This window comes from Geodermatophilus sp. SYSU D01119, assembly GCF_054049975.1.
Genome location: NZ_JBJGYL010000004.1, coordinates 172,370 through 193,018, shown reverse-complemented (window position 1 = coordinate 193,018; position 20,649 = coordinate 172,370). Strand labels below are relative to the sequence as shown.

23 protein-coding genes and 1 pseudogene are annotated in these 20,649 nt (G+C 76.3%); 11 read left to right on the top strand and 13 right to left on the bottom strand.

Annotation, left to right across the window (positions count from 1 at the left end):
- The first annotated feature begins 29 nt into the window (after positions 1–29).
- The 3 genes from ACI79X_RS04735 (at position 30) to ACI79X_RS04725 (ending at position 2,504) form a co-directional block, all read left to right on the top strand.
- Positions 30–1,817, top strand: a complete 1,788-nt coding sequence (locus ACI79X_RS04735) for a bifunctional metallophosphatase/5'-nucleotidase (protein ID WP_457024260.1) — start codon at positions 30–32, stop codon at positions 1,815–1,817.
- 102 nt (positions 1,818–1,919) lie between these two features.
- Positions 1,920–2,231, top strand: a complete 312-nt coding sequence (locus tag ACI79X_RS04730; protein ID WP_457024259.1) for a hypothetical protein — start codon at positions 1,920–1,922, stop codon at positions 2,229–2,231.
- A gap of 72 nt (positions 2,232–2,303) precedes the next feature.
- Positions 2,304–2,504 (top strand): hypothetical protein, encoded by a 201-nt coding sequence (locus tag ACI79X_RS04725; RefSeq protein WP_457024258.1) that lies wholly within the window; start codon positions 2,304–2,306, stop codon positions 2,502–2,504.
- 90 nt (positions 2,505–2,594) lie between these two features.
- Here the strand turns inward: ACI79X_RS04725 and ACI79X_RS04720 are convergent, their stop codons facing one another.
- Positions 2,595–3,800, bottom strand: a complete 1,206-nt coding sequence (locus ACI79X_RS04720; protein WP_457024257.1) for an MFS transporter — start codon at positions 3,798–3,800, stop codon at positions 2,595–2,597.
- A 33-nt stretch (positions 3,801–3,833) separates the two neighbouring features.
- Here ACI79X_RS04720 and ACI79X_RS04715 point away from each other — a divergent pair, with 33 nt between their 5' ends.
- The 3 genes from ACI79X_RS04715 to ACI79X_RS04705 are packed head-to-tail and all read left to right on the top strand — an operon-like array spanning position 3,834 to position 5,568.
- On the top strand, positions 3,834–4,247 hold the full coding sequence (locus ACI79X_RS04715; protein WP_457024256.1) for a hypothetical protein: 414 nt from the start codon (positions 3,834–3,836) through the stop codon (positions 4,245–4,247).
- A gap of 30 nt (positions 4,248–4,277) precedes the next feature.
- Positions 4,278–5,084 carry a DUF998 domain-containing protein gene (locus ACI79X_RS04710; RefSeq protein WP_457024255.1) on the top strand — a complete coding sequence of 269 codons (807 nt, stop codon included), beginning with the start codon at positions 4,278–4,280 and terminating at the stop codon, positions 5,082–5,084.
- Positions 5,085–5,124: 40 nt separating this feature from the next.
- Positions 5,125–5,568 carry a pyridoxamine 5'-phosphate oxidase family protein gene (locus tag ACI79X_RS04705; RefSeq protein WP_457024254.1) on the top strand — a complete coding sequence of 148 codons (444 nt, stop codon included), beginning with the start codon at positions 5,125–5,127 and terminating at the stop codon, positions 5,566–5,568.
- Here ACI79X_RS04705 and ACI79X_RS04700 read toward each other — a convergent pair.
- Together ACI79X_RS04700 and ACI79X_RS04695 are read right to left on the bottom strand one after the other, a co-directional pair.
- Positions 5,559–6,473 carry a DMT family transporter gene (locus tag ACI79X_RS04700; RefSeq protein WP_457024253.1) on the bottom strand — a complete coding sequence of 305 codons (915 nt, stop codon included), beginning with the start codon at positions 6,471–6,473 and terminating at the stop codon, positions 5,559–5,561. The genes ACI79X_RS04705 and ACI79X_RS04700 overlap by 10 nt on opposite strands.
- Positions 6,474–6,573: 100 nt before the next feature.
- Positions 6,574–7,326 carry an SDR family oxidoreductase gene (locus ACI79X_RS04695; protein WP_457024252.1) on the bottom strand — a complete coding sequence of 251 codons (753 nt, stop codon included), beginning with the start codon at positions 7,324–7,326 and terminating at the stop codon, positions 6,574–6,576.
- Between the two features lie 89 nt (positions 7,327–7,415).
- On the opposite strand from ACI79X_RS04695, the gene ACI79X_RS04690 reads away from it, so the two are divergent.
- Entirely contained in the window at positions 7,416–9,002 is a 1,587-nt protein-coding gene (locus tag ACI79X_RS04690; protein ID WP_457024251.1) for a UDP-N-acetylglucosamine 1-carboxyvinyltransferase, read from the top strand.
- Between the two features lie 70 nt (positions 9,003–9,072).
- Here the strand turns inward: ACI79X_RS04690 and ACI79X_RS04685 are convergent, their stop codons facing one another.
- The 3 genes from ACI79X_RS04685 to ACI79X_RS04675 all read right to left on the bottom strand — a co-directional run bounded on the left by ACI79X_RS04685 (position 9,073) and on the right by ACI79X_RS04675 (position 12,714).
- Entirely contained in the window at positions 9,073–9,831 is a 759-nt protein-coding gene (locus ACI79X_RS04685; protein ID WP_457024250.1) for an SDR family NAD(P)-dependent oxidoreductase, read from the bottom strand.
- Positions 9,832–9,923: 92 nt separating this feature from the next.
- Entirely contained in the window at positions 9,924–10,667 is a 744-nt protein-coding gene (locus tag ACI79X_RS04680) for a DUF5995 family protein (RefSeq protein WP_457024249.1), read from the bottom strand.
- 109 nt (positions 10,668–10,776) lie between these two features.
- Positions 10,777–12,714 (bottom strand): PucR family transcriptional regulator, encoded by a 1,938-nt coding sequence (locus ACI79X_RS04675; RefSeq protein WP_457024248.1) that lies wholly within the window; start codon positions 12,712–12,714, stop codon positions 10,777–10,779.
- 239 nt (positions 12,715–12,953) lie between these two features.
- Here ACI79X_RS04675 and ACI79X_RS04670 point away from each other — a divergent pair, with 239 nt between their 5' ends.
- Together ACI79X_RS04670 and ACI79X_RS04665 are read left to right on the top strand one after the other, a co-directional pair.
- Positions 12,954–13,958 carry a DUF2877 domain-containing protein gene (locus tag ACI79X_RS04670; RefSeq protein ID WP_457024247.1) on the top strand — a complete coding sequence of 335 codons (1,005 nt, stop codon included), beginning with the start codon at positions 12,954–12,956 and terminating at the stop codon, positions 13,956–13,958.
- A 122-nt stretch (positions 13,959–14,080) separates the two neighbouring features.
- Positions 14,081–14,374, top strand: a complete 294-nt coding sequence (locus ACI79X_RS04665) for a DUF4287 domain-containing protein (protein ID WP_457024246.1) — start codon at positions 14,081–14,083, stop codon at positions 14,372–14,374.
- Between the two features lie 17 nt (positions 14,375–14,391).
- Here the strand turns inward: ACI79X_RS04665 and hisG are convergent, their stop codons facing one another.
- The 7 genes from hisG to rpe all read right to left on the bottom strand — a co-directional run bounded on the left by hisG (position 14,392) and on the right by rpe (position 19,796).
- Positions 14,392–15,258: an ATP phosphoribosyltransferase gene (gene hisG / locus ACI79X_RS04660; protein WP_457024245.1), complete on the bottom strand. Its 867-nt coding sequence runs from the start codon at positions 15,256–15,258 to the stop codon at positions 14,392–14,394.
- 92 nt (positions 15,259–15,350) lie between these two features.
- Positions 15,351–15,614 carry a phosphoribosyl-ATP diphosphatase gene (locus ACI79X_RS04655; protein ID WP_073422523.1) on the bottom strand — a complete coding sequence of 88 codons (264 nt, stop codon included), beginning with the start codon at positions 15,612–15,614 and terminating at the stop codon, positions 15,351–15,353.
- Complete coding sequence (gene ribH, locus ACI79X_RS04650) at positions 15,611–16,135, bottom strand: 6,7-dimethyl-8-ribityllumazine synthase (protein WP_457024244.1); 525 nt, start codon at positions 16,133–16,135, stop codon at positions 15,611–15,613. The genes ACI79X_RS04655 and ribH overlap by 4 nt, the downstream gene beginning before the upstream one ends.
- Positions 16,132–17,460: a bifunctional 3,4-dihydroxy-2-butanone-4-phosphate synthase/GTP cyclohydrolase II gene (locus ACI79X_RS04645; RefSeq protein WP_457024243.1), complete on the bottom strand. Its 1,329-nt coding sequence runs from the start codon at positions 17,458–17,460 to the stop codon at positions 16,132–16,134. Before ACI79X_RS04645 ends, ribH begins: the two co-directional genes overlap by 4 nt.
- The gene (locus tag ACI79X_RS04640; RefSeq protein WP_457024242.1) at positions 17,457–18,080 is read right to left on the bottom strand and encodes a riboflavin synthase; all 624 of its coding nucleotides are present in this window, start codon (positions 18,078–18,080) and stop codon (positions 17,457–17,459) included. Before ACI79X_RS04640 ends, ACI79X_RS04645 begins: the two co-directional genes overlap by 4 nt.
- A 1-nt stretch (position 18,081) precedes the next feature.
- Positions 18,082–19,143, bottom strand: coding sequence for a bifunctional diaminohydroxyphosphoribosylaminopyrimidine deaminase/5-amino-6-(5-phosphoribosylamino)uracil reductase RibD (ribD, locus tag ACI79X_RS04635; RefSeq protein WP_457024241.1), 1,062 nt, complete (start codon positions 19,141–19,143; stop codon positions 18,082–18,084).
- On the bottom strand, positions 19,140–19,796 hold the full coding sequence (rpe, locus tag ACI79X_RS04630) for a ribulose-phosphate 3-epimerase (RefSeq protein WP_457024281.1): 657 nt from the start codon (positions 19,794–19,796) through the stop codon (positions 19,140–19,142). Before rpe ends, ribD begins: the two co-directional genes overlap by 4 nt.
- Here rpe and ACI79X_RS04625 point away from each other — a divergent pair.
- Together ACI79X_RS04625 and ACI79X_RS04620 are read left to right on the top strand one after the other, a co-directional pair.
- Positions 19,702–20,094, top strand: a pseudogene (locus ACI79X_RS04625) (aldehyde dehydrogenase family protein); the annotation flags it as partial. The gene rpe and the pseudogene ACI79X_RS04625 overlap by 95 nt on opposite strands.
- Positions 19,980–20,600 (top strand): aldehyde dehydrogenase family protein, encoded by a 621-nt coding sequence (locus tag ACI79X_RS04620; RefSeq protein WP_457024280.1) that lies wholly within the window; start codon positions 19,980–19,982, stop codon positions 20,598–20,600. The pseudogene ACI79X_RS04625 and the gene ACI79X_RS04620, both read left to right, overlap by 115 nt.
- Positions 20,601–20,649: the final 49 nt, after the last annotated feature.

The window sequence follows — 20,649 nt, the reverse complement described above, 5'->3', positions numbered from 1 at the left end:
GCCCGCACTCCCCCGACCCCCGGAGCGTCATGTCCCACCGCACCATCCGCCGCGGCGTCGTCCTGACCGCCGCCGCGGCGACCCTGGCGAGCGGCGTCCTCACCGGCACCGCCTCGGCCGCCCCCGGCGGGGGCCAGTCCTCGCCCCGCCCCGACTTCACCCTGACGATCCTGCACGCGAACGACCTCGAGTCCGCGCTGCTGCCGACCACCACGAGCACCGGCTACACCTACGGCGGCGTCGACCGGTTCGTGGAGCTCGTGCAGCGCGAGCAGCACGCGGCCACCACCGGCCGGCCGGGCGCGGGACAGGCCGGCAAGCGCGGGGTGCTCACCATCTCCGCGGGCGACAACTTCCTCCCCGGCCCGAACCTCGCGGCCAGCCGGCAGGAGGGCGCGCCGAACTACGACGCCATCGCGTTCGACGAGGCCGGCTTCGACGTCTCGATCCTCGGCAACCACGACTTCGACCTGGGCCCCGAGTTCCTCGCCGACTGGCTCGGCGACGTCGACGACACGACGTTCGTCTCGAACAACCTCGGCTTCGGCGCGGAGCCCACGCTGAACGCCCGGGTGGCCGACGGCACCATCGTCACGAGCTCCGTGCAGGACGTCCGCGGCGAGCGGATCGGCATCATCGGGCTGACCACGCCCGACCTGCCGCAGCTGACCAGCTCGCGCGGCGTGACCGTCGACCCGGCGCTCGCCCGGATCGCCAACGCCCAGGCGCAGGCCTACACCCGCGCCGGCGTGGACAAGGTCGTGCTGGTCTCGCACCTGCAGGACATCGACAACGAGCTCGCGCTGGCCCGCCAGCTGCGCGGCGTCGACGTGATCGTCGGCGGCGGCGGCCACGAGCTGCTCGCCGACGCCGACGACCCGGTCGTCGCGAACAACACCCCCCGCTACGGCGACTACCCGCAGACCCCGACCGACGCGGACGGCCGCGTCGTCCCGGTGGTCACCACCGCGGCGCTGTACTCCTACGTCGGCCGCCTGGTCGTGAACTTCGACTCCGCCGGCCGGGTCATCGGCTTCGACGAGCCGGCCTCCCGTCCGCTGCCCGTCGTGGCCGCCGGTCCCGACGCCGTGCAGGCCGACGCCGTCGTCGCCCGTGACGTCGTCGCCCCCGTGCAGCAGTACGTGACGAGCCTGGCGCAGCGGACCGTGGCCACGACGGAGGTGCCGCTCAACGGCGTCCGGAACGACGTGCGCAGCCGCGAGACCAACCTGGGGAACCTGGTCGCCGACTCGCTGCTGGCCGCCGGCCGGCGCGAGGCGGCAGCCGCGGGGATCACCGCCCCGGTGGTGGCCATCCAGAACGGCGGGGGCATCCGCAACGAGTCGGTCATCCCGGCCGGCCCGATCAGCGAGCTGACCACCTACACGGTCCTGCCGTTCAGCAACTTCGTCGCGGTCGCGCCGGCGATGCCGGCGGCCACCTTCATCGCGGGCGTCGAGCGCGGCCTGTCCGGCCTGCCGGGCGCGGCCGGGCAGTTCGCCCAGGCCGCCGGGTACCGGGTCACCTACGACGTGACGCGGCCCGCCGGCTCGCGGATCGTCGACCTGCAGCTGGACGACGGCCGGTACCTGGTGCAGAACCGGGTCCCGACCGGAGCGGTGAGCACGGTCTCGATCGCGACGAACGACTTCACGCTGCGCGGCGGTGACGGCTACCCCTTCGCGGGCGTCGCCTTCACCGTCCTGCCGGTCACCTACCAGCAGGCCTTCCTGCAGTACCTGCAGGAGGACCTCCGCGGCACCGTGACCGCCGCGGACTACCCGGTCGCCGGCGAGGGCCGCATCCGGGCGGTCTGACCGCACCGCACACCCGGACGCCCCCCGCGAGCCCGCTCGCGGGGGGCGTCCGCCGTCTCCGCCGGTCGAACGGGTGTTCGACCGGCGTGCCAGACTGCCCGGGTGGCAGGCGGGATGAACCGGGGGTCCTCACGTCCGTCGCTGGGCGAGCGGGCCGCCGACTCCGGCGTCCGCCCGGCCCCCGCCGCTCCCCCGCCCCGGGCCGTCCCACCGCGCGCCCGCGAGGACGGCACCGGCCGGCACTGCTGGGTGCACACCCCGCCCGGCACGTCGGGCACCGTGCCGGGGCTGCTCGTCGAGTGGCGCCAGCACCCGGAGGGCTGGCAGGGCCGGGTGGCCTACGCCGTCCCCGGACCGCACGGCCCGGTGCTCGTCGAGGCCTGGCTGCCGGCCGCGTCACTCGAACAGCGCTGAGCGGTTACCGGGGCGGCGTCACGGCTATGGCCGTTCGGGACCGATCGACGATGACGCAGCGGAGGTACCGCGATGACCGAGCCCGACCGCCCCACCCTCGACGACGTGATGGACACCGAGGAGTCGGCGCCGCGCGACCGCCAGGAGCACGCGGGGGCCGACCCGCGCCCCAACGACGACGCCCTGCAGCACCGCACCGAGCAGGAGCGGCAGGCCGTCGGCTCCGACGACGCCAACCCCGCCGGCGCGGAGTTCCACGCCGCGACCGACTGAGGCCACCGACCGAGGCCACCGACCGAGGCCACCGACCGAGGTCCCCGGGTGGGCGCCGCGCCGGCGCCCACCCGCCCCCGCGGCGCCGGCTCAGCGGCCCTGCAGGCTCCGGCTGCGGCCGAGCAGCAGGGCCAGCAGCAGCGCCCCGCCGAACCCGGTACCGGCGACGGCGGCCGCGGCGGGCCACCCGCCGTCGGCCCACGCCCGCCCGGCCAGCGTGCCGCCGACCGACGAGCCGACGTAGTACCAGAACGAGTACAGCGAGGCCGCCTGCCCGACCGGGCGCCCGCCGAGCGCGGCCCGCGCCGCCACCCAGCCGCTGGCCACCCCGTGCGCGGCGAAGAAGCCGACGGTGAGCACCGCGAGCCCGGCGACGACGAGCACCAGCGGCCGTGCCAGGGTCAGCGCCAGGCCGGCCCCGGCGACCAGCAGCGCCAGGGGCACCACCAGCCGCCGCCCGGCCCGCTCGGCCAGTCCCCCGGCCACCGGCGAGCTCACCGAGCCGAACAGGTAGGTGAGGAAGACCAGCCCGGCGAGCGCCGGGGACAGTCCGTACGGCTCGCTCTCCAGCCGGAACGTCACGGCGTTGTAGACGGCGACGTTCCCGCCCATCAGCAGCGCCGCCAGCGCGTAGAGCCCGAGGAGCACCGGGTCGCCGAACCCGCGGGCGAGCTGGCGGAGCACCGGCGTCTCCCGCGGCACCCGGGTGAACCGGCGCGAGGCGGGCAGCAGCAGCCAGACGGCGACCGTGCACCCCACGGCGAGCGCGGCGATGCCGCCCAGCGCCGTCCGCCAGCCGCCGAGGTCGGCCAGCGCACCCGAGAGCACCCGGCCGCTCAGGCCCCCGATCGCCGTCCCGCCGACGAACAGCCCGATCGCCCGCGAGCTCACCGAGGGGTGCAGCTCCTCGCGCAGGTAGGCCACGCCCACGGCCGGCAGCCCGGCGAGGGCGAACCCCTGCAGGCCCCGCAGGGCGAGCAGCACCGGCCAGGTGGGGGCCAGCGCGGCCAGGACGGCGAGCACCGCGGCCGACGCGAGCGCGGCCCGCAGCACCGGCGTGCGCCCCACCCGGTCCGACAGGGGCCCGAGCACCAGCAGCCCCAGCGCCAGCCCGACGGTGGCCGCCGAGACCGACAGCGTGGCCGCCGTCGGGGTCACCCCGAACGCGCGGGTGAGCTCCGGCAGCAGCGCCTGCGGGGCGTAGAGGACGGCGAACACGGCGAGCCCGGCGAGGAACACCGCCGTCGAGGCGCGCCGGAGGGCCGGGTCCCCCGGGCGGTGACCCGGCGGCGGCACGCGCCCATCGTGCCGTGCTGGTGGGATGGCCCCGTGACCCGCCTCGGCCCCGACGACGTCGGCTGCTGGCTGGTGAAGACCGCCCGGCCGCCGCAGGCGCTGGTGCCGGGCTGGCGGCCCGGCGAGGAGCGCGAGCTCACCCGCTGCCTGCGCGCCTCCTACCGGGTGGGGCTGATGCGGCCGGGCGCGCCGGTCCTGCTGTGGCTCAGCGGCCGCGACCGCCCGGGCGTGCACGCGACGGGGGTGCTGGAGGGCGACGTCGGATCCGACGGGCGCGGGCCGGTCGCCGTCGTCCGGCTCACCCTGCTGCCGGCCCCGCTGCCCCGCGCGGACCTGCTCGCCGACCCCGTGGCCCGCGGCGCGGAGGTCCTGCGCATGCCCGCCGGCAGCAACCCCTCCTACCTGACCCCCGCCCAGCACGCCGCCGTCCTCGCCCTCCTCCCCTGACGACCCGGCCCGCGGGCGGGGGCTGGGACGATGGGTCGTGTGCCACGGAAGCGGATCACCTGGGGCGCCCTCGCCTGGGTGCTGACCCTGCAGTTCTTCGTCGTGGAGACGATCGTCGAGCTGCGCTCGCCCCTGCCCTACTCGCGCTCCGCCGACGTCATCAGCGCGCTCGGCGACGCCACCAGGCCCGGCGCGGCGCTGATGAACACCTCGTTCGTGGTGCAGGCGGCGCTCATCGGCGCGGGCGCGGTGGCGCTGCTGCCGGCGCTGCGCGGGCGCGCCGCCCGGCCGGCGGTCGGCCTGCTCGGCGCCGCGGCGCTCGGCGTCCTGCTCGTCGGCGTCTTCCCGCGGCTGACCAGCCCGGCCCTGCACACCGCCGGGGCCGTCCTCTACCTCGTCGCGGGCGCCCTGGGCGTCATCGCGCTGGCCTACGCCGTGCGGCCGTGGTCGGAGGCGCTGGGCACCACGCTGGCCCTCGGGGGGCTGTTCGCGACCGCGATGACCGTCTTCTACGGCGCCGGGGTGGTGGAGCTGCTGGGCGAGGGCGGCACCGAGCGCGCCGCGGCCTACGTGCTGCCGATCGCGCTGGCCCTGACCGGCCCGGCGCTGTGGTCGCTGACCCGGACCCGCAGCGAGCCGGTCACCGGCCCCACCCGCCGCCAGCGCCGGGCCGCCGAGCGGGAGGAGGAGCGGCTGGCCCGTGCCCGCCGCGCCGCCGAGCGCGACGACGCCCTCGAGGCCGCCGCCCGCCACCGGGAGTCCGCTCCGGCGCCCGACGACGGACCGGACGACGACCTCGACCCCGACGACCCCTGGGCCGACCCGCGCCGTCGCTGAACCGGTCGCGGGCGTTCCGCGGCGCGGCCAGGATGGGCCCGTGAGCGCCTCGATGCAGGAGATCCCCGTCGACGAGTGCCACCGGCTGCTGGCCGGCCAGGAGATCGGCCGGCTGGCCCTCAACGCCGAGCGGCACCCGCTGGTCTTCCCGGTGAACTACGCCATGGACGGCACGACCGTGGTCATCCGCACCGCACCGGGCACCAAGCTCGCCGCGGCCGACCACGCCAACGTCACCTTCGAGGTCGACGAGATCGACCGCCGGACCCGCAGCGGCTGGAGCGTGGTGGTGCACGCCGTCGCCGAGGAGGTCGGCCCCGGCCACCGGGCCGAGCTCGTCGCCCGTACCGAGGCCACCGGCCTGCGGCCGTGGGCGCCGGGCGAGCACGGGCACTGGCTGCGGCTGATCCCCACGGCGGTGACCGGCCGCCGGGTCGTGCCCGGCGAGCTGCCCCCGGCCGTGGACCCGCGCGCCTACCTCTGAGCCGGCGCGGGCACCGGCGCCGCCGCGCGCACCGGACCCCGCCGCCGGGACAGCGCCACCCCGGTCAGGCACACCACCCCACCGACGACGGCCAGCGCGGCCGGCACCTCGTCGAGCAGCAGCCAGGACAGCAGCACCACCAGCGGCGGCACCAGGTACGTGGTCACGCCCAGCCGCCCGGCCGGCATGCGCGCCAGCGCGTAGGCCCAGGTGCTGAACGCCAGGGCGGTCGGTACCACGCCGAGGTAGACCATGCCGAGCACCGACGACGCCGGCGCCGCGGCTCCCTCGGCCACCAGCGCGCCCGCCCACGGCAGGCAGCACACCGCGCCGATCGCGCACGCCGTCGCCGTCACCTGCAGGCCCGGCAGCCGGCGCAGCAGCGGCTTCTGCGCCACCACCCCGACGGCGTAGGTCACCGCCGCGACCAGGCACAGCAGCACCCCGAGCAGGTCACCGCCGGCCCCCCGCCCGGCGATCCCGATCAGCAGCACGCCGGCGAAGGCGACGGCGAGCCCGGCCACGAGCCAGCGCGGGAAGCCCTCGCCCAGCCAGACCCCGGCCAGCACGGCGATGAGGATCGGCCCGATGTTGACCAGCATCGCCGTCGTCCCGGCGTCGAGGTGGCGCTCGGCGGCGTTGAGCGCGACGTTGTAGACGCCGAACCAGCCCACCCCGCAGACGGCGAGCAGGGCCCACTCCCGCCGCGTCGGCGCCACCCAGCCGCGGCCGAGCGACAGCAGCGCGAGCACCGCCGTGCCCACCAGCAGCCGGCCCAGCGCGAGCGCACCGGGCGAGAGGTCCGCACCGACGGCGCGGATCCCGATGAACGCCGACGCCCACGCCAGCACGGTGACGACGACGGCGGACAGGACCGGGAGCGAGGCGGCGCGGGCGGGGTGCACGGGCGGACCCTAGGCGGGCCCGGCGACCTCCCGCTGGCGGTTTCCCGACGCGGCAGCGGGCCTGGCAGCCGGGCTGCGGAGAACGGCAGCGGACGCGCGGTCAGACGCCGCGCAGGTGCTCGCCGTAGGTCCGCCGGCCCCGCGCGGACCGGGGGCCGGGCAGCACGCCGCCCTCCCGGAACGCCGCCGACAGCTTGCCCGGCAGCGGCGTGGACACGACCCGCACGTTGGGTTCGCGGGCGGCGCTCCAGGCCCGCGCGAGGTCGGCCGCCGAGAGGTCCTCGGGCCCGCCGAACTCCAGGACGTCGCCGGTCGGCTGCCCGCCCGCCACCTCGGTGAGGAACCCGGCCGCCTCGCCGACGTCGACCGGCGCGGCGCTCCAGCCCATCGGCACCACGAGCACCGGCCCGCGCCGGGCGGTGGAGAGCATCTCGTCGACGAAGTGGTGGTACTGGGTGATCCGCACCAGCGTCACCGGCAGCCCGGAGGCCAGGAGCACCTGCTCGGCGGAGAACTTGGCGCGGTAGTAGTTCCAGGGCACCCGGTCGACGCCGACGATCGACACGTAGACCAGGTGCCGCAGCCGGTCGCGGTCGAGCGCCTGCACCAGCCGGCGGGTGCCCGCGACGTCGACCTCCCACGGATTGCCCCGCGGGTCGCTGGCGGCGTGCACGACCACCTCGGCGCCGCGGACCGCCTGCGCGAGGTCGCGGCCGGTGGCGAGGTCGCCGCGCACCCCACCCGGCCCCGCTCCGCGCCGCGACATCTGCCGCACGTCGTGGCCCGCCGCTTGCAGGGCGGGCACCAGCCTCCGGCCGAGCGGGCCGCTGCCTCCGGTGACGAGGACCTCCATGCCGACAGTCTGCCGAACCGGGTGGGCGGACCGGTCCCTCCCGGCGTGGCGCACGGCCCCATCTCATGTGCGAGATAACGTGGCCTCCCGTGACCGCGACCGAGATCCCGGCCGAGACGACGGCCTCCTCGCCCGCCCCCTCCCCCCTCGGCTCGGCGGCCAGCGCCGCCCGGATCGGCGCGCTGGTGCGCGACGCCCGCCGCCACCGGGGCCTCACCCAGCAGCAGCTCGCCGAGCGCCTCGGCACCAGCCAGAGCGCCGTCGCCCGCATCGAGCAGGGCGGCCAGAACCTGACCCTGGAACTGCTCGGGCGCCTGTCGGAGGCGCTGGAGAGCGAGCTGATCAGCGTCGGCCCGGCCGGCCCCACCCACCTGCGCGTCACCGGCGGCACGCCGCTGCGCGGCAGCGTCACGGTCAAGTCGTCGAAGAACGCCGCCGTCGCCCTGCTGTGCGCCGCGCTGCTCAACCGCGGCCGCACGACGCTGCGCAACGTCGCCCGGATCGTCGAGGTGGACCGGATCCTCGACGTGCTGCGCTCGATCGGCGTCTCCGCCACCTGGGACGAGGCCGGCCGCGACCTGACCCTCGTCGTCCCCGACGAGCTGGACCTGGCCGGCATCGACGCCGACGCCGCCCGCCGCACCCGCAGCATCATCATGTTCCTCGGCCCGCTGCTGCACCGGGCCCGCACGTTCCGGCTGCCCTACGCCGGCGGCTGCGACCTCGGCACCCGCACGGTCGAGCCGCACATGATCGCGCTGCGCCCCTTCGGCCTGGACGTCGAGGCGCACGCCGGCGAGTACCACGCCACGGTCGACCCGCGGGTCACCGAGCGGCGCACCATCGTGCTGACCGAGCGCGGGGACACCGTCACCGAGAACGCGCTGCTGGCCGCCGCCCGCACCGAGGGCACCACCGTCATCCGCAACGCCAGCTCGAACTACATGGTCCAGGACCTGTGCCTGTACCTGCAGCTGCTCGGCGTGGGCGTCGAGGGCCTCGGGACGACGACGCTCACCGTGACCGGCCGGGCCGTCCTCGACGCCGACGTCGACTACACAATCAGCGAGGACCCGGTCGAGGCGATGAGCCTGCTGACCGCGGGCATCGTGACCGGCTCCGAGCTGACCGTGCGCCGTGCGCCGGTGGAGTTCCTCGAGATCGAGCTGGCGGTGCTGGCCGAGATGGGGCTGCGCTTCGAGCGCTCCGCGGAGTACCTGGCCGACAACGGGCACACCCGGCTGGCCGACGTCACGATCCACCCGTCGCAGCTCAAGGCCCCGATCGACAAGATCCACCCGATGCCGTTCCCGGGCCTCAACATCGACAACCTGCCGTTCTTCGCCGTCATCGCGGCGTCGGCGACGGGGTCGACGCTCATCCACGACTGGGTCTACGACAACCGGGCGATCCACCTGTCGGACCTCACCCGGCTGGGCGCCGACGTCCGGCTCATGGACCCGCACCGGGTGCTGGTGACCGGCCCGACCCGCTGGCGCAGCGCCGAGGTCGTCTGCCCGCCGGCGCTGCGGCCCGCGGTGTGCATCCTGCTGGCGATGCTGGCCTCGCGCGGCACGTCGGTGCTGCGCAACGTCGACATCATCGCCCGCGGCTACGAGCACCTCTACGAGCGCCTGGTCGAGATGGGCGCCTCGATCGAGGTCTTCTCCGACTAGTCCGCGAGATCTGCACACCCGGGGTCCCCGGCACGCCGAGAGCCCCGGGTGTGCAGATCTCGCGCCGTCCTCAGCGCTCCTGGGCGGTGGGGCGGACCAGCACCTCGTTGACCGCCATGTGCGGCGGCTGGCTCACCACGTAGGCGATCGCGCGGGCGACGTCCTCGGCCTGCAGCGGCGTCATGTCCGCGACCATCCGCTTGGACGCCTCCCTCGCCTCGGGCTGGGTGATGTGGTCGGTGAGCTCGGTGGCCACCGCGCCGGGCTCCACGAGCGAGATCCGCACGCCCCGGGTGGTCACCTCCTGGCGCAGCGACTCGCTGAAGGCGTTCACCGCCCACTTGCTGGCGTTGTAGACGCCGGCGCCCTTGCGGGCGGTGCGCCCGGCGACGCTGGAGACGTTCACGACGTCGCCGGAGCCCTGCTCGACCATGCCGTCGATCGCGGCGTGCGTCATGTACATCAGGCCGAGGACGTTGGTGGACAGCATCCGCCGCCAGTCCTCGACGTCGGCGCCAACGATCGTGCCGAGCAGCATCACGCCGGCGTTGTTGACCAGGACGTCGAGCCCGCCGAGCCCCTCCCGGGTGCGGGCGACGGCGGCCCGGCAGGACGCCTCGTCGGTGACGTCGAGGTCGAGGGTCAGCACGCGGGCGCCGCCGTCGCGCAGCCTCCCCGCCAGCGCGTCGAGCCGGTCGGCGCGGCGGGCACCGATCGCCACGGCCGCGCCCGCACCGGCCAGCGCGAGGGCGGTCGCCTCCCCGATCCCCGACGACGCCCCGGTCACCAGGGCCACCTTCCCCGACAGCGGCCGGCCGGCCTCGATCATGCGGTCCTCCTCCCGCGCCGCCCGGTGCGGCACCCCGGACAGCCTGCGCCCGGGGCGCCGATCCGGCAGCGTGGACGGGACCCCCGCGGCGGTCAGGCCGGCGGCAGGACGACGCCGAAGCCGCGCACGGCCAGCCGCAGCAGCACCGGCCCGCCCCGGCGCAGGTCGGCCACCCGCGCGGCGGCGGCCGCCTCCAGCTGTGCCACGCGTCGGGCGTGGGCGTCCGGGCCGGCCAGCCGGGCGGCGTGCAGCGCGGTGGCGTTGGCCCAGACCTTGCGCCGCGACTCGCGCAGCAGCACCCGCGCGGCCCGCCGGTTGGCGCCCGCCATGGCCCGGTCGAGCAGGGTCCGCCGGGAGCCCGCCTCCTCCAGGGCGCGGTCCTCGGCGGCGACGCGGCCGGCGAGCACCTCGTCGATCCGCTCGTGGTCGCGGGCGCGGCTGCCCAGGACGGCGGGGTCGGCGAAGTCGGCCGGGCCGATGACCCGCACCAGCGACTGCGGCAGGTCGTAGTTGATGTGCGCGTTCATGCCGAGCAGCACGTGCCCCTCGGGGCGGGTGGCCGGGTCGGCGCCGAACGCCTCCCGCCACGGCGCCGGCGGCGACGCCGGGTCGCGGCGGTGCGCTTCCAGGGCGTCGAGGTAGAGCCCGGCGAAGTCGACGTCCCAGTCGGTCACCCAGCCGGCGTCCTCGAACAGCCCCTCGTCGATCGCGGCGCCCACCGCCTGCGTCGTGCGCAGGTAGGTGCCGAGGAAGAAGCGGGCCGGGTCGCGCGCGGCCTCCAGCCCGTCGAGCAGGCGCTGCATGCGGGCGACGAGCTCGTCCACCGGCGCGGTCACGCCCGCGATGCTGCCGGGCGGACGGCGTCCGCGCAGCCCGGTCGCCACAGCTCAGCGCCCCGGCGTCCCCGGCAACCGGTCGGGCGTAGAGGCGCCGTCGCCTGCCGGCTCAGATCAGCGCGTCGTAGCCGTCGTCGGGCGGGAGCAGCCCGGAGTCGACGGGCGGCCGGTGCGGCTGGTCCAGCCCGCGCATCCGCGCGGCGTGCAGCGCCAGCAGCAGGTTCAGCCGCAGCGTCGGGTCGGTGGTGAAGGGCCCGAGCAGCCGCTCCAGCTTGCCGATGCGGTAGCGCATCGTGTTGTAGTGGAAGTGCAGGCGGCGGGCCGACTCGGCGACGTTGAGGTTGGTCTCCAGCAGCACCCGCAGCGTCTCGCGCAGGTCGGCGGAGTCGGGATCGGAGGCGTCGGCGAGCGAGCCGAGCACCTCGTCGACGTAGGAGCGCAGCTCGGTCGAGTCGGGGATCAGCGACAGCAGCCGGAAGACGCCGAGCTGGTCGAAGTGGGTGACCGTCGACGGGCCGTGGATCTCCTGCCCGACGCCGAGCGCCCGCTGCGCCTGCTGGTGGGCCTCGCCGAGCGCCGAGATCGACTCCGCCGGCCGGCCGATGCCGGTGGCCAGCACCCGCCCGACCCGGCGCACGCGGGCGTTCACCCGGCTGGTGACGGCGGTGACCAGCGCGGTGATCTCCTCCGGCGTCCGCCCGTCCAGCGGCAGCACGGTGACGATCTCCGACGACAGCCCGGCGACCGCGGCACCCGACACCTCGGTCTCCAGCGCCGCGCGCCAGCCGTCGGCCAGCCGGTCCAGGACGTCGAGGGCGCGGGTGGGGTCGGCCTGCGGGTCGGCGGCGGTCTCGGTGGCCGTCACCAGGACGACGACCGGCCCGTCGAGGCGCCAGCCGAACGACCGGGTCTGCGCCAGCGCGCGCTCGGTGTGCCGCAGCGACCCGGCGACCAGCCGGCGCACCAGGTCGCCCTGGAAGCGCAGCTCCACCGAGTGCACGGCCTGCTGGCGGATGACCGACAGCGCCGAGACGACGGCGGCGCGCTCCAGCACACCGCCGGCGCCGACGACCATCTGCCCGCTGCGGTGCACCGCGACCAGCCAGCCGTGCCGCTGCTCGCCGGCCATGATCGGCGCGACGGCGTACTCCCCCACCCCGCCGGGCAGCTCGTGGTGGCCCGGGACGAGCAGGATGCCGTCGGCCGGCGAGAGGTCGGCGTCGGCGAGCACGTCGGCCGGCGTGACCACGGTCTGGTCGGCGCGCACGCCCGACAGGCGGTTGGCCGGCGCCATCATGGCGAGCTCGTCCTCGGCCTCGGCGTCGAGCAGCCACAGCCAGTCGCTGATCTCGGCGACGTCCTCCGGCGGACCGGCGGTGGTGACGATCTCGCGGTCGGGCCCGAGGCCCAGCACCGCGGCGCCCTCGAGGTAGGTGGCCAGCCGGTCGGTGACCTCGGCCAGCCCGCCGCCGCTCAGGGCGACGTCGATGAACTGGTCGTGCATGCGCGCCGAGAGGGTGAGCGCCTCGCCCTGCTTGCGGACGACCGCGCCGAGGACTTCCGACACCGCCTCGTCCATGCGCACGGTCGGGGGCAGCGCGAGCACGGGCAGGCCGCGCCGCTCGGCCTCGGCGAGCACCTCGGCCGGCACCGCGGCCGCGCCCTCGGTGCGGCGGTAGGCGAGCGCCGCGGTACCGAGCTGGTCGAGCCGGTCCACCAGCGCCCGGGCGTCGGTGACGTCGGCAGGGGGCAGCCGGGCCCCGAGGACGACGACGACGTCGGGACCGGCGGCGGCCAGCGGCCGCGCGGGGTCGTCCACGACCATGTGCCGGACGACGCGGTCCAGGCCGGAGCGCCCGGCGACCACCTCGACGCCGGACAGCCGCGGCAGCCGCAGGGCCTCGTCCACGCGCAGGCCGACCCGGTCCCGCCACTCGTCGCGCGCCGGGGCCGCCCGCCCCGCGCCGGCCGACTGCCACCCGCGGTGGAACGGCAGCGGCGCCGTGGGGTACGACCCCGAGGTCATCGAGACCTCACTGTGCGTCACGACTCGCCCTCCTCGTCGGCCTATCCCATTCTCGAGTTGCAGGAACCTGGCAGGTGTGCCTGGACGGCCACCCCCATTCTTGGCCACATTCGCCATACGAGGACGTGCGACGCGCCGCTTAGCTTCGAGACGCGGTCGGTTCCCGTCCGCTGGATGGTAGGCGGTCACCGCTCACGGTGCCCTCCTCCCTCCCAGCGGGAGGGCCGGCCGGACGGGGGCTCGAGCGGAGGGTCACCCGGATGTCCCGATGGGGAGAGGGCCAGCAGATGCGCACCATCGACCACACGACCACCACCGAGCGGGGGCGTGCGGCCCGCGCCGGCGTCCCCACGATCCCCCTGCCGCGCAGTTCCGCGCAGGAGACCGTACGCACCGCCGCGCCCGCCCGGACGGCGGGGGCCGTCCCGGCGTCGGCGAGCACCGGCGTCGCCGACCTGCTCCGCGGCCCGGTGCGCCCGGCGCGGGTGCTCATGAGCGCCCCGGCGGCGGTGTACCTGCAGGTGCCCACCGACCGCGGCACCGACGTCGTCGGCGTGCTCACCAGCGACGCGGCCCGGCTCCCCCTGGGCTGCATCCTCTTCCGGCCGAGCAACGGCCGCCCGCTGGTCGCGCTGCCGAGCGGCGCTCCGGCCGAGGTCGGGGGCGGCCGGATCGTGGTCGGCGACCTCGTCGTGCGGGCCGCGGCCTGGTGGGACCCGCGGCCGCGGCTGCCCAGCCCGCGCCCGGCGCTGCTGCCCGAGGGCGTGCGCCAGCTGCGGACCACGCTCTACGGCGAGGGCGTGCCGCACAGCGCGTTCACGCTGCCGGGCCTGCCGGCCGGGCCGGGCGGGCCGCTCGCGGCGCTGCGCGGCGCGGTGCGCCGGGCCGACCTCGACGCCGCGCTGCGCACCGCCGTCCGGCTGATCGGGCTCGGCCCCGGCCTCACCCCGGCCGGTGACGACGTCATGGCCGGCACGATGGCCGGGCTGGTCCTGCTCGGGCACCCGGCCGCCGAGCGGTTCGCCGCGGGTGTCTACTCGCTGGCCGCCGGCCGCACCACCGAGCTGTCGCGGGCGCTCCTGCGGCACGCCGCGGCCGGCCACGTCAGCGGCGAGTACGCCGCGGTGCTGCAGGGTCTGGTCGGCGAGCGCCCGCTGGGCCCGGCGGTCGAGGGCCTGCTGGCCACCGGCTCCACCAGCGGCCGCGCGATGGCGCTCGGGCTGTGCACCGCGATCGACCTGGTGGACCGCACCACCCGGCGCTGACCGCACCACCACGACACGGCAGCGGCCCCCTCCCCACCCGGGGAGGGGGCCGCTGCCGTGTACCGATGAGTCCGCCAGCCCCGGCCGGTCCCTCCCGCAGACCCCCACCCGAGGAGCACGCGATGTCCTTCCAGGCCTACCTCGACGCGATCGAGGACAAGACCGGCCTCACCCCGCGCCAGCTGATCGCGCAGGCGCACGAGCGCGGGCTCGACGCCCCGGGCACGAAGGCCGGCGACGTCCTCTCCTGGCTGGCGCAGGAGCACGGGCTCGGCCGCGGCCACGGCATGGCGCTGGTCCACGTGCTGAAGAACGGGCCGACGATCAGCTCGGAGCACGTCGGCGGCACCGGCACCCACCGGGACGAGTCCGACACCCTCTGGCTGGACGGGAAGGCCACCCGGCCGACGGGGTGAGGCGGTGGGGTCCTGCCTCAGATCCGGCTGGCGTGGATGCTCGTGACGATGATCGCCCGGGCGCCGAGCTCCCACAGCTCGTCCATGACCCGGTTGGTCTCGTTCTGGCGGACCATCGCCCGCACCGCCGACCAGCCCTCGGTCTGCAGCGGGCTCACCGTCGGACCCTCGAGGCCGGGGGTGAGCGCGGTGGCCCGGGCCAGCAGCTCGTTCGGGCAGTCGTAGTCGAGCATCACGTACTGCCGGGCGACCAGGACGCCGCGCAGCCGGCGGCGCAGCTGGGCCACCGCCGGGATCTCCTCGGCCCCCTCGCGGCGCACGAGCACCGCCTCGCTGGTGAGCACCGGCTCGCCGATGATCCGCAGCCCCGCCGCGCGCAGCGTCGTCCCGGTCTCCACGACGTCGCACACCGCGTCGGCGACGCCGAGCCGGCAGGCGGTCTCCACCGCGCCGTCGAGCTTGACCACGCTGGCCTTGACGTCGGACTCGGCGAGGAAGCGCTGCAGGAGCGTCGGGTAGGCCGTGGCGATCCGCTTGCCGGCGAGCTGCTCGACGGTGTCGATGCCGGACTCGACGGGGCTCGCGAACCGGAAGGAGGACCGGCCGAAGCCCAGGGGCATGAGCTCGACGGCGGTCGGGCCCTCCCCCTCGGCGGGCGCGGTCTCCAGCAGCATGTCGCGGCCGGTGATGCCGACGTCGAGGGTGCCGGCGGCCACGTAGACGGCGATGTCCCGCGGGCGCAGGTAGAAGAACTCGGTGTCGCTGTCGGGGTCGTAGACCGCGAGGTCCTTGGTGCTGCGCCGCTGCCGGTAGCCGCTCTCGGCGAGCATCGCGGCCGCGGGCTCGCTGAGGACGCCCTTGTTGGGCACGGCGATGCGCAGCACTGGTCTGTCTCCTTCGGTGAGCGGACGGAACGGCCCCCGCGCAGGGTCCCGCAGTGCGCGGAGCGCGCCGTGGGGGGCGCGGGGGTCCTTGATCAGAGGTGGGTGTAGACGTCGTCGAGGCTCAGCCCGCGGGCGAGCATGAGGACCTGCACCCGGTAGAGGAGCTGGCTGATCTCCTCGGCGGTGCGCTCGGGCCCCTCGTGCTCGGCGGCCATCCAGGACTCCGCCGCCTCCTCGACGACCTTCTTGCCGGCGGCGTGCACGCCGTCGCGGACGGCGGTCACGGTGCCGGAGGCGGGGTCGCCGGCGGCCACCTTCGCCGACAGCTCGGCGAACAGCGCGTCGAAGGTCTTCACGCCAGGCCCTGCCCGACGGGGGTGGCCTGGAAGCCGGTGGACCGCGGCGGGGTGCGCAGGCCGCGGAGGGTGAGCGCGGTGGCCAGCGCGGCCACGCAGGCCTCCCAGCCCTTGTCCTCGGCCGAGCCGGGCAGGCCCGCGCGGTCGCGCGCCTGCTCCTCGGTGTCGCAGGTGAGCACGCCGTTGCCGACCGGCCGGCCGGCGTCGAGCGCCACCCGGGTCAGCCCGGCGGTGACGGCGTCGCAGACGTACTCGAAGTGCGGGGTGCCGCCGCGGATGACCACGCCGAGCGCGACGACGGCGTCGTGCCGCTCGGCCAGCGCCTGGGCGACGACGGGCAGCTCGACGGCGCCCGGCGCGCGGACGACGGTCGGCTCGCCGACGCCGCTGGCGCGGGCCGCGGCGAGCGCGCGGTCGAGCAGCGCGTCGGTGATCTCGGCGTGCCAGGTGGTGGCGACGATGCCGAGCGTGAGCCCGGCGGCGTCGACGGCGCCCGCCTCGGGGCGTCCGGTACCGCTCACAGTCGCTGCTCCTGCTGGTGGAGGGGCACGTCGGTGCCGGGCACGGTGGCCGGCTCCCCGGCGACGGGCACGGGCACGTCGGCGGGGCCGGACTCGGTCTCGGGCTCGATGATGTCGAGCAGGTGGCCCATCCGGTCGCGCTTGGTGCGCAGGTAGGCCAGGTTCTCGGCGGTGACGTGGCTGGGCAGCGGCACGCGGCCGGTCACCTTGAGGCCGTAGCCCTCGAGCCCGGCGCGCTTGGCCGGGTTGTTGGTCAGCAGCCGCATGGTGTGCACGCCGAGGTCGGCGAGGATCTGCGCGCCGGTGCCGTAGTCGCGGGCGTCGGCGGGCAGGCCGAGGTCGAGGTTGGCGTCGACGGTGTCCACGCCGGCGTCCTGCAGCTGGTAGGCCTGCAGCTTGTGCAGCAGGCCGATGCCCCGGCCCTCGTGCCCGCGGATGTAGAGCACGATGCCGCGGCCCTCCCGGGCGACGGCGGCCAGCGCCGCCTGCAGCTGCGGGCCGCAGTCGCAGCGCAGCGAGCCGAAGACGTCGCCGGTGAGGCACTCGGAGTGCACGCGGACCAGCACGTCCTCGCCGTCGCCGATGTCGCCGTAGACGAAGGCGACGTGCTCGCGCTCGTCGTAGGAGCTGCGGTAGCCGACGGCGGTGAAGGTGCCCGGCGCCAGCGGCACGGTGGCCTCCGCGACGCGCTCGACCAGCTTGTCGAAGCGCTTGCGGTAGGCGATGAGGTCGGCGATCGAGATCAGGCACAGGTCGTGCTCGTCGGCGAAGACCCTCAGCTCCTCGGCGCGGGCCATGCCGGTCGGGTCCTTCTCGCTGACCAGCTCGCACAGCGTGCCGGAGGGGCGCAGCCCGGCGAGGACGGCGAGGTCGACGGCGGCCTCGGTGTGGCCCGGCCGGCGCAGCACGCCGCCGTCCTTGGCGCGCAGCGGGACGATGTGGCCGGGGCGGGCGAGGTCGGCCGAGGAGGTCTCCGCGTCGGCGAGCAGCCGGATGGTGTGCGCCCGGTCGGCGGCCGAGATGCCGGTGGTCACGCCCTCGCGGGCGTCGACGGTGACGGTGTAGGCGGTGCCGCGGCGGTCCTGGTTGACCCGGAACATCGGCGGCAGGTCGAGCCGGTCGGCGTCGGCCTCGGTGACCGACACGCAGATGTAGCCCGAGGTGTAGCGGACCATGAACGCCACGAGCTCGGGCGTCGCGAGCTCGGAGGCGAAGATGAGGTCGCCCTCGTTCTCGCGGTCCTCGTCGTCGACGACGACGACCGCGCGGCCGTCCTTGATCGCCGCGATGGCGTCCTCGACGGAGTCCAGCCGGACGGCGCTCATCGGCGTGCTCCCAGCAGTCGTTCCACGTACTTGGCGATCACGTCGACCTCCAGGTTGACCGGGTCCCCCGGGGCGCGGCCGCCCAGCGTGGTCTCGCGGAGGGTGGCGGGGATGAGGCTGACCTCGAACCAGGGCTCGGGGTCGTCGGCGGCGCTGAGCGCGCTGACGGTGAGCGAGACGCCGTCGACGGTGATCGAGCCCTTCTCGACGACGTAGCGCGCGAGCTGCGGGGGCAGGGCGACGCGGACGACGTCCCAGTGCTCGCTCGGCGTGCGGGACACGACCGTGCCGACGCCGTCGACGTGGCCCTGCACGATGTGCCCGCCGAGGCGGGTGTGCGGCGCGACGGCGCGCTCGAGGTTCACCGGGTCGCCGTCGGCCAGCCGGCCGAGGCTGCTGCGGCGCAGCGTCTCGGCCATGACGTCGGTGGACCACACCGAGCTGCCGTCGGCGTCGGGCTCGACGCCGGTGACGGTGAGGCACACGCCGTTGACGGAGATCGAGTCGCCGAGGTGCACGTCCTCGAGCACGCGCCGGGCGCGGATGCGCAGCACGGCGGCGTCGGCCGAGTCCTCGCGCGCGGCGAGGGAGCCGACCTCCTCGACGATGCCTGTGAACACCTCAGTCCCTCCCGTCGGCGCGCGGTCCGACCCCAGTGTGACCTGTGGGCCGCAGGCGGATCTGCACGTCCCCGCCCAGCGGGGTGACCTCCCGCAGCTCCAGGGACAGCGCGGCGCCGATCGTGCTGATTCCCAGGTCCCCCACCAGCGAGGGACCCGCGCCCAGCAGCTTGGGCGCGAGGTGCACCAGCACCTCGTCGACGAGGCCCGCGCGCAGGAACGCCGCGGCCAGGGTCGGGCCGCCCTCGAGGAGCACCCGGCGGACGTCGCGGTCGAAGAGCTCGGCGAGCAGCTCGGCGGGGCCGGCGGCGCGGCTGACGACCGTGGGGGCGGCGCCGTCGAGGACGCGGGCGCCGGCCGGGACCCGGCCGCGGCGGTCGTGCACGACGCGCAGCGGCTGGCGGGCGGCGTCGCGGCCGTCGGCGTCCCGGACGGTGAGCTGCGGGTCGTCGGTGAGGACGGTGCCCGACCCGACGAGGACGGCGTCGCACCCGGCGCGCAGCCGGTGGACGGCGGCGCGGGCGACCGGGCCGGTGATCCAGCGGCTGGTGCCGTCGGCGGCGGCGACCCGCCCGTCGAGGGTGGCGCCGACCTTCCAGACGACGAACGGCCGGCCCGCGCGGGCGCCGGTCAGCCAGGCGGCCAGCGCCCCGTCCTCGGCGGCCTCCCGCTCCACGCCCACCTCGACGTCGACCCCGGCGGCGCGCAGCCGGTCGGCGCCGCCGCCGGCCAGCCCCGTGGGCTCGGGGACGGCGACGAGCACGCGGGCGATCCCGGCGGCCAGCAGCGCGTCGGCGCACGGGCCGGTGCGGCCGGTGTGCGCGCACGGCTCGAGGGTGACGACGGCGGTGCCGCCGCGGGCGCGCTCGCCGGCCCGGCGCAGGGCGTGCACCTCGGCGTGCGGGCCGCCGGGCGGGGAGGTGGCGCCCTCCCCCACCACCGCGCCGGCGGCGTCGAGGACGACCGCGCCCACGGGCGGGTTCGGGCTGGTGGTGCCGAGGACGCTCTGGCCGAGCTCGCGCGCCCGGGCCATGGCGGCCGACTCGGCCGGGCTGACCGTCACCCGGCGGCCGGGGTGGCCAGCTCGCGCAGGGCTGCGATGGCGCGGGCGGGGTCGTCGGCGCCGTAGACGGCCGAACCCGCGACGAAGACGTCGGCGCCGGCCTCGGCGGCCTGCGCGATGGTGTCGGCGTTGATGCCACCGTCGACCTCGACGAGCACCTGCAGGTGGCCGGTGTCGACGAGCTCGCGGGCGCGGCGCACCTTCGGCAGCACCTCGGCCATGAACGCCTGCCCGCCGAAGCCGGGCTCGACGGTCATGACCAGCAGGGTGTCGAAGTCGCGCAGCACGTCCTCGTAGGCCTCCAGCGGGGTGCCGGGCTTGAGCGCGAGGCCCGCCAGGGCGCCGGCCGCGCGGATGTCGCGGGCGACGTCGCAGGGGTCGCCGGTGCAGGCCTCGGCGTGCACGGTGACGTTGCGGGCGCCGAGCTCGGCGTAGCCGGGCGCCCAGCGCTCGGGCGCCTCGATCATCAGGTGGCAGTCCAGCGGCACCGTGCTGACGGCGTGGATGGCCTCGACCACCGGCCGGCCCAGCGTCAGGTTGGGCACGAAGTGGGCGTCCATGACGTCGACGTGCAGCCAGTCGGCGTCGGCCACGCGGGCCACCTCGTCGGCCAGCCGGGCGAAGTCCGCCGAGAGCAGGCTGGGGGCGATCATCGGGGTGCGGGCCACGTCGTCGGAGTCTAGGTGCGCCGTGATCACCGCCGGTCCGGCCGGGTCGGGGGCGGGCACGGCACAGGTCGAGGCGAGCGCCGACGTCGACGCCGACCCGGACCTCGCCGTCGACGCCGCCGTCTTCGGGAAGTCCTTCCACCAGGGCCAGGTCTGCATGGGCCAGGTCTGCTTGGGCCGGGTCTGCATGATCACCAACCGGATCGTCGTGGACGACTCGGTGCACGACGCGTTCGTCGAGCGCTACGTCGAGCGGGCGCGCGGGCTCGAGGCCGGCGACCCGCGGGAGTCCGACACGGTGATCGGCCCGATCATCGACGGCAAGCAGCCCGAGGGGATCCGGAGGAGGTCGCGCAGGCCCGCGAGGACGGCGCCGAGCAGGTCCTCGGCGGCGACCCGACCGGCCCGATCGGCTCGGTGCTGCCGCCGCACGTGCTGCTCGGCACCGACGACGTCGCCACCGCCCGGCAGGAGGTCCTCGGGCCGGTCACGACGATCATCCGCGCCTCCGGCGAGGACGAGGCGCTGGCCATCGCCAACGACACCGAGTACGGCCTGTCCAGTGCCGTGTTCACCCGCGACACCGAGCGCGGCGTCCGGTTCGCGCTGCGGGTGGAGGCCGGCATGACCCACGTGAACGACTCACCGCTCAACGACGAGAACACCACCGCGTTCGGCGGCGAGAAGGAGTCGGGCCTCGGCCGGTTCGGCGGCGGGTGGGCGATCGACGAGTTCACCACCGACCACTGGATCGGCGTCCAGCACACCCGGCGGCAGTACCCGTTCTGAGCGTCGGGTCCTGAGCGGGGCGCGGCCGGCTCCCCGCAGGGCCGGCCGC